Source organism: Klebsiella sp. JB_Kp031, from assembly GCF_040064295.1.
In the GTDB taxonomy this organism is placed as follows: Bacteria; Pseudomonadota; Gammaproteobacteria; order Enterobacterales; family Enterobacteriaceae; genus Klebsiella; species Klebsiella quasipneumoniae.
Map to the genome: position 1 here is coordinate 73,217 of NZ_JBEAJW010000029.1, position 13,921 is coordinate 87,137.

General features: G+C 61.5%; 12 protein-coding genes and 1 pseudogene. 10 read left to right on the top strand and 3 right to left on the bottom strand.

Annotation, left to right across the window (positions count from 1 at the left end; all coding sequences use genetic code 11):
- The first annotated feature begins 6 nt into the window (after positions 1 to 6).
- From ABLV64_RS13610 to ABLV64_RS13645, 8 genes are all read left to right on the top strand, one after another.
- The gene (locus ABLV64_RS13610) at positions 7 to 870 is read left to right on the top strand and encodes a TIM barrel protein (protein ID WP_004205756.1); all 864 of its coding nucleotides are present in this window, start codon (positions 7 to 9) and stop codon (positions 868 to 870) included.
- Positions 867 to 1,934, top strand: a complete 1,068-nt coding sequence (locus ABLV64_RS13615) for a 2-oxoglutarate and iron-dependent oxygenase domain-containing protein (protein ID WP_217324731.1) — start codon at positions 867 to 869, stop codon at positions 1,932 to 1,934. The genes ABLV64_RS13610 and ABLV64_RS13615 overlap by 4 nt, the downstream gene beginning before the upstream one ends.
- Before the next feature lie 19 nt (positions 1,935 to 1,953).
- Positions 1,954 to 2,757 carry an ABC transporter substrate-binding protein gene (locus ABLV64_RS13620; protein ID WP_016161662.1) on the top strand — a complete coding sequence of 268 codons (804 nt, stop codon included), beginning with the start codon at positions 1,954 to 1,956 and terminating at the stop codon, positions 2,755 to 2,757.
- A 30-nt stretch (positions 2,758 to 2,787) separates the two neighbouring features.
- Positions 2,788 to 4,308 (top strand): amino acid ABC transporter permease/ATP-binding protein, encoded by a 1,521-nt coding sequence (locus ABLV64_RS13625; RefSeq protein ID WP_004205751.1) that lies wholly within the window; start codon positions 2,788 to 2,790, stop codon positions 4,306 to 4,308.
- On the top strand, positions 4,309 to 5,037 hold the full coding sequence (locus tag ABLV64_RS13630; protein WP_004205749.1) for a class II aldolase/adducin family protein: 729 nt from the start codon (positions 4,309 to 4,311) through the stop codon (positions 5,035 to 5,037).
- A gap of 5 nt (positions 5,038 to 5,042) precedes the next feature.
- The gene (locus ABLV64_RS13635; protein WP_004205747.1) at positions 5,043 to 5,975 is read left to right on the top strand and encodes a glyoxylate/hydroxypyruvate reductase A; all 933 of its coding nucleotides are present in this window, start codon (positions 5,043 to 5,045) and stop codon (positions 5,973 to 5,975) included.
- Positions 5,976 to 6,035: 60 nt separating this feature from the next.
- Positions 6,036 to 6,830: an SDR family NAD(P)-dependent oxidoreductase gene (locus tag ABLV64_RS13640; RefSeq protein ID WP_004205744.1), complete on the top strand. Its 795-nt coding sequence runs from the start codon at positions 6,036 to 6,038 to the stop codon at positions 6,828 to 6,830.
- Between the two features lie 155 nt (positions 6,831 to 6,985).
- Entirely contained in the window at positions 6,986 to 7,606 is a 621-nt protein-coding gene (locus ABLV64_RS13645; RefSeq protein WP_004205741.1) for a hypothetical protein, read from the top strand.
- 54 nt (positions 7,607 to 7,660) lie between these two features.
- On the opposite strand, the pseudogene ABLV64_RS13650 reads toward ABLV64_RS13645, so the two are convergent.
- Positions 7,661 to 8,513: pseudogene (locus tag ABLV64_RS13650) on the bottom strand (transporter substrate-binding domain-containing protein).
- A gap of 459 nt (positions 8,514 to 8,972) precedes the next feature.
- Between ABLV64_RS13650 and ABLV64_RS13655 the strand changes: the two are divergent.
- Both ABLV64_RS13655 and ABLV64_RS13660 read left to right on the top strand, forming a co-directional pair.
- A complete protein-coding gene (locus tag ABLV64_RS13655) occupies positions 8,973 to 9,524 on the top strand; it encodes a fimbrial protein (RefSeq protein ID WP_004205737.1) in 552 nt (183 codons plus the stop codon).
- A 42-nt stretch (positions 9,525 to 9,566) separates the two neighbouring features.
- Positions 9,567 to 10,256, top strand: coding sequence for a molecular chaperone (locus ABLV64_RS13660; RefSeq protein ID WP_004205735.1), 690 nt, complete (start codon positions 9,567 to 9,569; stop codon positions 10,254 to 10,256).
- Here the strand turns inward: ABLV64_RS13660 and ABLV64_RS13665 are convergent.
- Positions 10,253 to 11,347 (bottom strand): fimbrial protein, encoded by a 1,095-nt coding sequence (locus ABLV64_RS13665; RefSeq protein ID WP_032456492.1) that lies wholly within the window; start codon positions 11,345 to 11,347, stop codon positions 10,253 to 10,255. The two genes, ABLV64_RS13660 and ABLV64_RS13665, sit on opposite strands and share 4 nt — an antisense overlap.
- 7 nt (positions 11,348 to 11,354) lie before the next feature.
- Positions 11,355 to 13,910, bottom strand: a complete 2,556-nt coding sequence (locus ABLV64_RS13670) for a fimbria/pilus outer membrane usher protein (protein ID WP_348843349.1) — start codon at positions 13,908 to 13,910, stop codon at positions 11,355 to 11,357.
- Between the last annotated feature and the right edge of the window lie 11 nt (positions 13,911 to 13,921).

Genomic DNA, 13,921 nt, shown 5'->3' on the forward strand with positions numbered 1-13,921 from the left:
GCCGCCATGGAGCTGAAATGCTTTCGCACCCTCTGGGGAGTGACGACCCCCTGGCCGCAAACGCTGGATGAACTGCAGCGCGTCGGCTGCTGTGGTATCGAAGCCCGCGTCCCGTTGACGGCGGAGGAGCGGCGGCAGCTCGCCGACCGCCTGCAGGCGTCGGGGCTGGAGTATATCGCCATCCTCTTCAGCGGCGGTGGGGTGCTCCCCGCCCAGCATGAAACGCCGGAACAGCATCTGGCGCGCCTGCAGACCCGCTTCGCCGAGGCCAGCGGCCTCAACCCGCGCTTTGTCAATCTGCTGGCGGGCAACGATCGCTGGCCGCTGGCGCAGCAGGTCGATTTTCTCGGCAAGGCGCACGAGCTGGCCGCCGGGTTTGGGTTGACCTGCAGCTTTGAAACCCATCGCGCCACCTCGCTGTACAGCCCGTGGCTCACCCTGGAGATCGTTCAGCAACTTCCCCAGTTGCGCTTTACCGCCGACATCAGCCACTGGGTGGTGGTTAGCGAGCGCTTGCTGGATGACCCCTGCGATGACTTCAGCGCCTTTATCGACCGCGTGCATCACGTGCAGGCCCGGGTGGGCTACGACCAGGGGCCGCAGGTGCCGCACCCGGCGGCGCCGGAGTATCAGCCGGCGCTGGCCTTTGCCGAGCGCTTCTGGGAGCAAATCTGGCATTCACAGCGCCGGCGCGGCTATCAGCAAACTACCCTGACGCCGGAGTTTGGCGCCGACGGCTATCTGCACCACCTGCCGTTCACCAACGTTCCGGTGGCCGATCTCTGGTCGCTCAACGCCTGGATGGCCGCGCGCCAGCAGGCCCACTTTCAGCAGTTTTTAACGCTCACTGAACAGGAACCGCAGCCATGACCGCCGTGAAGCACGCTTTTACTGAACTCCCGACCATCGATATCCGCGATCTGGCCGGCGACGATCTCGCCAGGCGCCAGGCGGTGGCCGACGCCATCGGCCGCGCGGCGCGCGAGGTAGGCTTTTTCTACATCACCGGCCACAGCATCGACCCGGCGCTAATCGCCGGCGTCCGCGCGGCGGCGAAGCAGATCTTCGCCCTGCCGATGGAGGAGAAGATGAACTACTACATCGGCCGCTCCAAAAGCCATAAGGGCTACGTCCCGGAAGGAGAAGAGATCTACGGCGCCGGCAAGCCGGACCATAAAGAGGCGTTCGATATCGGCTTCCAGGCGGCGGACGACCATCCGCTGGTGCTCGCCGGTACACCGCTGATCGGCGCCAACGAGTGGCCCGATCTGCCGGATTTCCGCGCGCGGGTGCTGGCCTACTACGATGCGGTCTTCGCCCTCGGCCACCGCCTGTTCGACGCTTTCGCCCTCGCGCTCGGCCTGCCGGAAGGGTATTTCAAACCGATGGTGACCTGCCCGCCGGCTAAGCTGCGGCTAATCCATTACCCGTTCGACGCCAGCGTCGAAGATGTTCCCGGAATTGGTGCACACACCGACTATGAGTGCTTCACCCTGCTGCTCGCCGACCAGCCCGGGCTTGAAGTGCTCAATGAAGAAAGCGTGTGGATCGACGCGCCTCCCGTCACGAACGCCGCCGGAGAAGAGGCGTTCGTGATCAATATCGGCGACATGCTGGAAGTGCTCAGCGCTGGCACATTTGTTGCTACAGCCCACCGGGTGCGCAAAGTGCCGCAGGAGCGGTACTCCTTCCCGCTGTTTTTCGCCTGCGATTACCACACGCTGATCCGCCCGCTACCGACCTTTCTGGCCGCCGGCGAAGCCAGCGAATATCAGGAGCTCAGCATCGGAGAGCATATGTGGAGCCAGGCCCTGCAAACCTATCGCTACCTGCGCGAAAAGGTCAATCGCGGTGAACTTCAGCTACCGGAGCGCGCGCGCGGCACCAATACGTTTGGCCATTTGAAAAAACAGGCTCAGCAAAAAAACCCCTAACCACCCGTGAGGATCCATGATGACTAGCACCCTGAAAAAAATCTCGCGCCGTGTCGCGCTTACCCTCGCCGTCAGCGCCTGTTTTTCCCCTGTCACCCAGGCGGCGGAACTGCTGACCGAGGGCGTCTTTAAGGTGGGGATGGAGGTCACCTACCCGCCGTTTGAGTCCTATGACAGCAATAACAACATCGTCGGTCTCGACCCGGATTTCGCCGCGCTGATCGCCCAACATCTGCAGGCCAAACCGCAGCTGATCGACACCAAGTTCACCAGCCTGATCCTCGGCATCGGCAAGAAATATGATGCGGTGATCTCCGGGATGTACGTGACGCCGGAACGCCAGAAACAGGCCGACGCCATCCCTTACGCCCTCTCCGGCGCGTCGATCATCGCCCTGAAGGGCGGCGCGGTGCAGCCGAAAACCGAAGATGAGCTGTGCGGTGTGAAGGTCGGCCTGCAGGCAGGCACCACCTGGGTGACCAGCCTGAAAAAACACTCCGATGAGTGGTGCCTGAAAAACGGTAAACCGGCCATCACCATTCAGGAGTTCCCGACGGCGCCGGAAGCCTCGCAGGCGCTGCTGTCGAAGAACATCGGCGCCCAGCTTGAGATTGCCCCGGCGGCGCAGATCATCGTCGACAAGAGCCGCGGCCGCCTGGGGATAAGCTCTACGCGCCTGGTCTACCCGCTGCCGCTGGGGATCTACGTCGCCAAAGGTAACACCGAGCTGGCGGAGGCGATTAAGGCCACCCTGGCCACGCTGAAAGCCAACGGCCAATATGCCGCGCTGATCAAAAAATACAACTTAGAAAGCATCGATTAAGACAATAAGCACTGCGCAACAGGAGTCGGTATGGCGTTCGATTGGGGATACTTTTTTTCACTGTTTAGCATTGGAGCATTCTGGCAGGCGTGCGTGACCGTGATCGTGGTCAGCACCTTGTCCTGGGGGATCGGCCTGGTGGTCGGTTTTCTGTTAGCCTGCGCGAAGCTCTCCGCGCCGCGCTGGGTCAAGATCCCCGTCGAACTCTATATCTGGTTTTTTCGCAGCGTGCCGCTGATGGTGCTGCTGGTGTTTGTCTACAACCTGCCGCAGCTGTTTCCGGTGACCCAGCCGCTACTCGGGGTGCCGTTTATCGCCGGGCTGGTGTCGATGACCGTCACCGAAGCGGCCTATATGGCGGAGATCCACCGCGGCGGCCTGCTGTCGGTGGCCAAGGGGCAGAGCGAGGCGGGCCATGCGCTGAGCTTCAGCTTTATCGGCATCCAGCGGCTAATTATTATTCCTCAGGCGTTTCGCATCTCGCTGCCGACGCTGATCAATGAATACATTACCATCATTAAGCTGAGCTCGATTCTGTCGGTGGTCTCCTTACCCGAGCTGCTGCTCACCGGCCAGCGCTTGTACGCGCAAAATTTCCTCGTGATGGAGACGCTGCTGGCGGTGGCGGTGTACTACGTCATGGTGGTTACCGTCTTCACCTGGCTGTTCCGGGGGCTGGAGAATAGCCTCGATATTCAGCGCAAGCGTCCGCAAACCCTCAGCGAGGCGGAATGCCAGGCGCTGCGCCAGAGCCTGCCGGCGCTGACGGAGGAGATCAAAACTCCGGCCGTCAACGGCGCGCCGCCGGCGCTGGATCTGCGGGGCATCCGCAAATCCTGGGGTCAGCATGAGGTGCTGAAAGGCATCGACCTACAGGTGGAGAATGGGGAGGTGATCTGCATCATCGGCCCGTCCGGCTCAGGCAAAACGACCCTGATCCGCACCATCAACGCCCTCGAAAGTATTGATGGCGGGGAGATCATTCTCTACGGCGAGGACTACCTGAAAGGCGGAGCCATCGTCGATAAACGCCAGATGCGCGCCGGGGTGCGGCGTATCGGCATGGTCTTCCAGAGCTTCAACCTGTTCCCCCACCGCACGGTGCTCGACAACGTGATGCTGGCTCCGCGCTACCACCAGCTGCTGGATCAGCCGGTCGCCCGCGAGCAGGCCCTGGCGCTGCTCGACCGCGTCGGTCTGCTGGCCCACGCCCACAAATACCCCGGCCAGCTCTCCGGCGGCCAGCAGCAGCGCGTGGCGATCGCCCGGGCGCTGGCGCTGAAGCCGGACATCATGCTGTTTGACGAACCGACCTCAGCGCTGGATCCCGAGCTGGTGGGCGAGGTGCTGAAGGTCATTCAGTCGCTGGCCCGCGAAGGCATGACCATGCTGATTGTCACCCACGAGATGGATTTTGCCCTGTCGATTTCCGACCGCGTGGTGCTGATGGAGAACGGCGTGGTGCAGGCCGACATCGCCCCGCAGGTGATCCGCAGCCCGCTGGAGGCCCCTTCTCTGCAACGAATCCGTGAATTTATGGGAGTACGCTAAATGGCAACTGAGCAACACCTGCGCCAGCAGCTGGCCGCCGCCTACCGGCTGGCGGCGCTGTTCGGCTGGGAGGATACCCTCTACACCCACTTCTCCGTGCGCCTGCCCGGCGATGGCGAGCCGCGTTTTTTAATTAACCCCTTCGGCATGATGTTTGACGAAGTCACCGCCAGCAACCTGATCGTGGTGGATATGCAGGGCAAGGTCGTAGAGGGCGAGGCGCCGGCTAACTCGGCGGGCTTCACCATCCACAGCGCGGTGCATATGGCCCGGGAAGACGCCCACTGCGTGATCCACACCCATACCCTGCCGGGGATGGCGGTGGCCGCCTGCGAGGACGGCCTGCTGCAGCTCAACCAAATCAGCACCGAGTTTTACCAGCGCGTCGGCTACCATCCCTATGAAGGGGTGGCCTTTGACCTCGACGAACGGGCGCGCATTCAGCGCTCGCTGGGGAATAACATCGCCATGATCCTGCAGAGCCACGGCCTGCTGTCGGTGGGCCGCACCGTGGCCGATGCGTTTTACATCATGTACTACCTGAACCGCGCCTGCGAGATCCAGATGGCCACCGCCCAGCTGGCGGCCCTCAGCCCGATCCACACCATCGCCCCGCACCTTAGCCAGCACGCCTGCGAGCAGCTGATGGGCGTGGAGCATGAACGTCAACAGGTCTGGCAGGCGTGGTTGCGCCGTCTTGACCGTCTCGATACTTCTTACAAAGACTAACGCCTATGTCCGATATCACTATCGTGGTGGATTGTAACGACGCGGATTTCGCCCGCGATATCTGCGCCGCCCTGCAGCAGTTTCCCGACGTCACCGCGCTCCTGCCCCATCACCAGGCGGCGCGCGGCGCGCAGTACGCCAGCTGCTGGTTCCCTAGCCCGCAGCTGTTGACCCGCTCGCCAGGGCTGAAGCTAATCCAGGCCGCGTCCGCCGGGGTCGATCATCTGCCGCCCGCGCTGTTCGCCAGCGATATCCCGCTGTGCCGGGTGATCGATGAGGACTTTCGTCACGGCATGTTCGAATATGCCCTGTGGGGCGTGCTGTGGTTCCAGCGTTATTTTGACCGGGCGCTGGCCCACCAGCGGACCCAAACCTGGAAGCTCTATCCCCAGCGCGCCGCCGCCGACTTCCATATCGGCATTATGGGACTCGGCGAAATTGGCGGCTATATCGCCGACCAGCTGGCCCGCCTTGGCTATCGGGTCTCCGGCTGGTCGCGCAGTGAGAAGCAGCTGGCTGGCGTCACCTGCTACCGCGGCGAGGAGGCGCTCGACAGCTTCCTCGGGTCGCTTGACGGGCTGATTAACCTCCTGCCCCTCACCGCGCAGACCCGGGGTATTCTCGCCGCGCCGCTCTTCAGCCGGCTTCCCGCCGGGGCGGTGTTAATCAACTGCGGGCGTGGAGAGCATATGGTCAATGAGGATGTGCTGGCGGCGCTGGAGAGCGGCCAGCTCGCCGGAGCGGTGCTCGACGTCTTCCCGCAGGAGCCATTGCCGGCGGACGATCCGCTGTGGCGCCATCCGCAGGTGGTGATCACCCCGCATATGGCCTCTGCGGCCCCTGCCGAGGTGATCGCCCGCCAGCTGCTGGAGAACATTCAGCGCCAGCGTCGCGGGCTGCCGCTCAAAAACCTGGTCAATAAGCACGCCGGTTACTGATCCTCACCGATACCGCCGCTGCTACGCTTAATGGGAGATCCACAACCAGAAGGCAGGAACATGAAGATTGATTTATCGGGGAAAGTCGCGCTGGTCACCGCCTCCACGGCGGGTATTGGCTTTGCTATCGCCAAAGGCCTGGCGGAGAGCGGCGCAGAGATCATCCTTAACGGGCGCAGCGAGCAGAGTGTGAACGCCGCGATCGCCCGCTTGCAAAATGAGGTGCCGGGGGCGAAAGCGCGCTCCGCCGTCGCCGACCTCAGCGGCGCCGACGGCGCGGCACAGCTGCTGCAGGCCGTGACCGGCGTCGATATTCTGGTCAATAACGCCGGGATCTACGGCCCGCAGGATTTTTACGCCACCGACGACGCGACCTGGGAAAACTACTGGCAGACCAACGTCATGTCCGGCGTGCGCCTGTCGCGAGGGCTGCTGCCGGCGATGGTCAGTAAAGGCTGGGGGCGGGTGGTGTTTATCTCCTCGGAATCGGCGCGCAATATCCCGGCGGACATGATCCACTATGGCGTCACCAAGACCGCCCAGCTGTCGCTGGCCCGCGGCCTGGCGAAATATGTCGCCGGCAGCGGAGTGACCGTTAACAGCGTGCTGCCGGGGCCGACGATTTCCGACGGCTTTGCCGAAATGCTGAAAGACGAAGTGGCGAAAACCGGCCAGTCGCTGGAGGAACTGGCGAAAGCGTTTGTCATGACCCATCGTCCGAGTTCGGTGATCCAGCGGGCGGCCTCGGTGGAAGAGGTCGCCAATATGGTGGTTTACGTCTGCTCGCCGCAGGCGTCGGCCACCTCCGGCGCCGCGCTGCGCGTTGACGGCGGCGTGGTGGATGATATTCTCTGACGCCTCTCATTCAGGGGAGTCCCCCTCCCCTGTCGCCTTTCCCGGCGCTAAAAAGCGCAAAATGTTAAAAAACAGCCGCAAAGTCGCACAAAGTGAACAGGAACATGTATTCCCAAAACTTATGATATTTGTTTTAACTATAAGTTGTGGTGTTAATGTCTCTGTTACGAAGCTTGCTTTTCTTTCTCGGCGCGGCGGTCGCAGCCGCTCTCGCGGTACTCTGCCTGTGGGTGGATATTCGGGTATTTGGCAACGACATCCCGGAGGTGTCGCTGACTGAAGTGGTGCAGGAGAGCGTGCTGGCCGTCATCGTACTGGTTCACTTCCTGCTGGCGCGCAACTACCCCCACTTACGCTACAGCAATATCCTCATCGGCGGCTTCTTCCTCGCCATGCTGATCCGTGAGCTGGATGGCCTGTTTGATTTACTTTCCCATGGCAGCTGGGTGTGGTTTGCCCTGCTGGCCACCGCGGGGTCGCTGCTGGCGCCGCTGCGCCATCTGCGTCAGACCCTGTCGCAGCTGGCGGCTTATACCCGCACGCCCTATTACGGCATGATGATCAGCGGCCTGCTGGCGATTCTGGTCTTCTCGCGGCTGTTCGGCATGCACGGCCTGTGGTACGCCGTACTGAATGAGAACTTCGCCCGGGTGGTGAAAAATACGGTGGAGGAAGGCAGCGAGTCGTTTGGCTATATGCTGTGCCTGACCGCCACCCTCGGCTACGCCTGCTACTTCCGCGGTCTGGCGCGACAGGCGCTGTCGCCGCAGGGCTGACTGCGGCCGATAACCACCGCCGGACGCGCCCGCCGGCGGTGACGCGCCGCCGCGTTAACCGCGAATTTTCCATTTCCGTTTGAGAACCTCTTTGTCCTGGCTATCCAGCCACTGGTTCACTTTCTCCAGCAGCGCCGGATTATCTTTACTCATCATATACACCTTATCGCTGGCGGTGCCGGCGAACGGCGTCTCGTTGGCGACGCAGAACACACCGGGTTCTTTGCTCTGGTAATAGTCGCCTTCGATCAGATCGGTCACCATCATATCGGCCGTTTTCTGCCGCAGCGCCTCCAGATTATCGACGTTGTTCTGTACGCGAATAATCTGCGCCTGCTTAATATGCTCATCGACAAAGCTCTGGTTTGTGCCGCCAGGGTTGACGACCACCTTCACCTCCGGACGGTCAATCTTCTCCAGCGATCCAAGCCGTGGCGCAGCCTGACAGTTGGCTAAGGCGATTTTACCGTTCGCCACCACCGGGTGGCTGAGGGCGAAGTCCTTCGCCCGCGCCGGCGTCTGCGTCACGCCGCCCATCGCAATATCGAATTTGTCCGCCTGCAGATCGGCGGCGAGCGCGGGCCAGCTGGTGTAGACGAAGCTCACCTTCAGCCCCAGCGTGCGCCCGAGATCGCGGGCCATGTCGACGTCATAGCCCTGCAGCTCGCCGGCGGCATTGCGAAACGCAAGCGGGGCGTAGTCGCCCGGCACGCCGACCTTCAGTTCACCGCTGCGCTCGATGGTTTGCATATCGCGCGCCTGGGCGCCGCAGGTCATTATCGCCAGCGTCAGCGCCAGCCCCACCGTCAGTTTCATCTCGCCATCCTTATTGTTATCGGGTTTGCGCGCCGGGGTGGCGGGCCGCTTCTCAGTCAGCACCCTCCGCCGCGCGTAACAGGGAATTCATCCTATTTTTAAATTCCGGGACATACAACCCGGCGTGGCGGTTGCCGATCGCAAATCTGACAACGAAACAGGGCTATCGCCCGGTGAATGATTTCTCATCCGCCGGGCGTAGCCTTACGCCAGCGATCGTATTTTCCAGCCTGACGTGATGTCGAAATCAGGTTCAAAAACAGCAGCAGGAAAAATCTAACTCATTGTATTAAAATAACAAAACATTTTATCTCGCGATATCCCCCCTTCCACTCTGGTCATTGTCCGTCTTATTTACTCCGCTATTTCCCCACGCTAATATCCCGGTAAAGCGATAATAAATAACATGCGCAGATTATTTCCAGACGTAAATAAATTGGTAAGTTAAATAAATTAATTAAAAACATATCCAGTGCAAATAATTCCCCCCTGACGCGGCAGAATTCATGCTCTGGCGATCTGTTTTATCGGCAATACAGAAGGAAAGAAAATGAAATTAATCTCGCTGTGTCTGGCGACATTGGTTGCCGGACTGGTTGCCGGCCCGGTTGGCGCGGCAGACGGCACGCTGAACTTTATCGGTAAGGTTGTGAACGGGGCATGCAAGCTTGAGGGAGCGGGCGACAACGAGGTCATCAACGTCAGCATGGGCGACATTCCGCTGTCGCGGCTGAAAAACAGTCAGTCTGGCACCGGGCCGGCGGTAGGTGTCGATATTCGCGTCAAAGATTGTGAGAAAGGCACCTACTATATTGTGGTGGATGGCCCCACCCCCACCGGCATGCCTGAACATCGCGTACTGGCCCTCGACGGCCGCGGCAAGCCGGCCGGCAACGTAGGAATTCTGCTCACCGACCGTACAGGCACTCCGCTCAGCCTCGATGAACGCATCGATCCGCAACACGATCCCCGCATTGAGATCCCGGTGGACGGCGGCTCCGGCACCTTCAGGCTCAAAGCTTTCTACTACACCTGGGATAAAGCCCACATGGATCCTGGCGACGGCAACGCGACGGCCCGGTTTACCATTATGCAGGAATAGCTTTCCGGTCAGGGATGAAACGTCGACGTAAAGGAAGCGATCATGAAAACTCAGGTGGCTGTTTTGCTCAGCGCATTGGCCTTTCAGGCCTGCGCCGGGATAACCATTAATGCCTCACGGGTGATCTATTCAGGAAAAGACAAAGTCGCCAGCCTGAATATCAATAACCGCAGCAGCACCCCCTATAAAGTGCAGATCTGGCTGGACGCCGGGCTCAATGCCTCGCGCGTCGGCCTGCCGATGGTGGCGACGCCGCCGCTGGTCTATTTATCGCCGCAGCAATCCGCCCAACTGCGCTTTATCTATCTCGGCAGCGGGCTGCCCGACGATCGGGAAAGCCTGTTCTGGGTCAATATCCAGGAGACGCCGCTGACCGCCGGCGACAATCATACGCTGCAATTTGTCGTCCGCACCCGTCTGAAGCTGTTTTATCGTCCACCCGCCATCGCCACCACCCTCGTCAAAGAGGTGCAAAAGCTGCAGTGGCAGCAGAGCGGCAATAACCTGCGCTTGACGAACTCAGGCCCTCTGCATATCACCCTGGTCAACGGAGCGCTGATCGATAATAAAGGCCACCTCTCGCCGATGAGAAACGTGATGCTCCGGCCCTACAGCAGCCATACCGTAATGACCACCGACAGCGCTCGCCTGTACCAGTTGAACTATATCGACGACTACGGCGCGGTAGTGCCGATCCCGCTGCAGGGCAGTCTGCCCCCGGGGCCAGGCTAGTTATACTCCAGGGCGAAGGTCACCATGCTGTTGGCCGTGCCCGCCGCCACGGTGGCGTCGGTTTGCACATACTGCGCGTTAAAATTGATAGCCTCGGCGGTCCCGGCGCTGGCGCCGGTTACCCTTTTCAGGATCGGCAGATTGCTGGCCTCATTGATCTTAACGCTGGTGCCGTCGGGCACCGCCGCGCCGGGGTTATTGCCGTAGGTCAGCTTCACGCCGACGCCGCTGGCGCTGTTGCTGACCTGGCTCAGCGCCAGGGTATCGCTCTCCACGCTCACGCCGAAAAAGCCGATGCGCACGTCGGTCGGCGTCGGACAGAACACCGGGATCGAAAAGCGCTTCGCCTGGCCGCCGGTGCTCCCTTTACCGTGAAACTCCGCCCGGTTTACCGTGCCCAGAGTGACCTGGATCGACGACGTCGTCACCTGACAGCTACCGCTGCTGCCGATGTCCACGTTCAGGGCAGCCATATCGATACTGACCGGCGCGCTGGCGACATAGCTGGCGCTGCCGCTGGCCTGCTGCTCAATGGTCATCTCCCCCACCTGCGGCAGCGACGGCGAGTTAGTATGCGTCCCGTCCGCCAGCTGCACCGTCCCGGTTTTATAGAAGGTCACCGCGATCCTGACCGTGGTTTGCTGCTGCGTCATCAGCGCCGGGAGCATCGCGCTGTCGCACACCACCACCGACTCGCCGCCCGCGGAGTGGCTGCCGTCGATAGCGCGCATCGGGCCGCCCGCGCACTGAAAGCTGAGCGAGTACCCGATGCCGTCGATGGCGCTGGGGTAGACGTGCTGTCCGTTAATCACCACCGGCGCGCCGCCGGTTTTCAGCTGCTTATAGACGATGCGTTTGGCGCTCGCCGTCGGCAGCTGCAGGTCGCAGGAAAAAGGGATCCCACTGCCGTTATCCGCCATCGCGCTGGTCATCTGGGTATTGATCGGCAGCGTGGGTAAATACTTGATATTGGGAATATTGACCGTGGTCTGACCGATATTCGCGCGGCAGGTTTCCGCCCGCACGCCGGGAAGATAACCGCTCAGCGTCAGCAGAAAGAGGAAAGGAAGTAGACGAAAAACAGATTTCATAGCCGCCTCAGCGTGTCTGGCACAGTCCGGAGACGGTTTTCACCGTGTTCAGACTCTGCTGTGGGTTATCCGGAAGATGAAAATGCAGCCTGCAGCTCTGCGACTGGTTGTTCACGACCCAGCTCACCGCCAGGGTCCCCTCCTGCGGTACACCGCTGAGGTACACCTGGCCGCCGTCAGCCACCATGCCGCCCGGCGCATTGCCGCTCTCCTCCGCCGTGACCAATTGCGCGCTGGCGCCAAACGGTAACGGCCCCTGGGCATTGCGGAGGGTAAACAGCACCCGGTTGCCAATGTGGGTCCGGTAGTTGGCCATCACCACCGCGCCGCCGCCGGGGATCACCGTCTGACCCTGCTGGTCGACGTCGGTATCATCCGCCATCGACTCCGTGTCGAGGGTAATGACATTTTTCCGGTAGGTGGTCAGAGACGGCACCACGGCATAGCCGCGCCAGTCGGTGTGCACATTGTTGCCGTTTTGCACCGCCACGCCGGCAGCCCCCGGCGCGCGGACGATGGCGAAGCTCTCGCCCACCGTCTGACCGAAGGTCACGCCGTGCGGATGCGCGACCACCGAGCCGGCGCCTCCCCAGGTCAGCTGATTACTGGCGGCGTCATGGCGATAGCCGAGCTGCGCGTTGCCGAAGCCGCCGTGGTAGTCCAGGGCGACGCTGCTGTTGGTGCCCCGCCCCTGGTTGCCGTAGCCCTGCTGAACCGAGTAGAACAGGTTCGGCCGCGTCGGCACCGCGCCATACAGCGACACCTGCTGCGAGGTATAGCCATTGCTGTCCGAGGTGGTGTTGTAGCTCACCGCGCTGTCGGACAGCGGACCGCCCAGCGGAATATTGATATTGAAAGACCAGGAGCGGTCATTTTTTTGCTGGCCGCTGGCGCGGGTGTAGTAATAGCCCACGCCCCAGGAGATCCCTTTCCAGGCGCTGTAGAATCCAAGATGCACCGTCTCATCCCGACTCTGCCGGTGCCAGTATTCCTGCGACCAGGCGGAAACCGCCAGACTGCCCAGACCGCCAAGGCTTTGTGACACCGAGATCTCTTCCCGTCGGCGCCGGTTGTCCACCTGCCCCTGCGCGCTTTCCAGGGCGCTGGCTTCGGCAAAATCGTAATAGCCGCTGGAGGAGTAGCGATAGCTGGCGAGGCTGAATGCGGTGCCCGAGCTGACAAAATTTTTCTGATACTGAGCGCGCAGCGAATGGCCCGCATAGCGCTTACCCGACGGGGTACGGGTGACGGCCTGGGTGACGTCGCCTCCCAGCGATCCGAATTCGCCGAAGCCGCGGCCCAGGCCCAGCGCCCATGACTGATAGTCCTGGGCCAGCTGCGTGCCGCCGTAGAGGGTAAATCCCGCCGACAAACCATAGAACAGGGTGCCCTGCAGGAATTCCGGCGAGCGCACCGAATCCGCCCCGGAGTGGTAGCGGCCGGCGCTGAGGCTGAATTTGCCTCGCCCTTCGCGCAGCATATACGGCACGGCGGAATAGGGTTGGGTAAAGGTGCGCACCGAACCATTGCTCTCGGTCACCTTCACCTCCAGATCGCCGCTCTGCGAGGTGGGATAAAGATCGCTGATGGCGAACGCCCCCGGCGACACAAAGGTTTCGTAAATCACATATCCGTGCTGGGAGACGGTCACTTTGGCATTGCTGTGCGCCACGCCGCGAATGGTAGGGGCAAAGCCACGCTGGCTGTCCGGGAGCATCTCATCGTCAGACATCAGCTGTACGCCGCGAAACGGAATGCTGTCAAACACGTCGCCGGTGGTGTAAGTATCGCCGATCCGCAGCAGACTCTTCAGCGAGCGGACGTCCCGCTGCAGCCAGGTGCTCTGTGAATCCCAGTGTCGGCGCTGCTGGTCGTACTGCATTGAGGAGACGTTGCGCAGCCGCCAGGCGCCCAGGTTCACGCCGCTGCGTAAATTGAGATAGTTTGAGCGGCTGCTCTCCCCGTCATCGGCGTTCTTGATTTGCGCGCCGGAAAAGTAGTAATCGACAAACGCGGCCGGCACGCCATCGTCCCAACGCGAGGGATCGACATAGCCGCGGCTTTGCACGTTCATCGCGGCCTGGGGAATACTCAGCGTCAGGCGCTGGTTAGCGAAGGTGAAGCGGCTGCTGGCGTCGGGAATAAACTTCTCGATCCGGGTGAAGGTCTCACCCTCATGCAGCGTTTGAAAAGCCGGAAACGCGCTAACGTTAACCCCATACTCCGCCAGCTGCCCGGGCGTCAGCACCGGCTGCAGCTTCCCGCCATCGTCAATAAACGTAATATCGGCCTGGCCCAGCTCCTGGTCATTAACCACCACGGTGACAGGGTAAGTCCCCGGCTGCTGTCCGCCGGGTTTGGCGAAGTAGTGCAGATCGGAGGTTTGCTGCTGCGGGTCGGCAAACTCCAGCGCCGCCGGGTCAAAATAGTCGTCAGCCAGCGCCCGGCTCAGCGGGCTGAGACAACAGATCATCGTCGGCAGCGTCGCCAGCGCCAGCGCCCGTCCGGCGGTGACGGGCAACGCGGCATACTCCCGCACCCTGGCTGTTGTTATTCTTTTCATGCTGGCGCCGT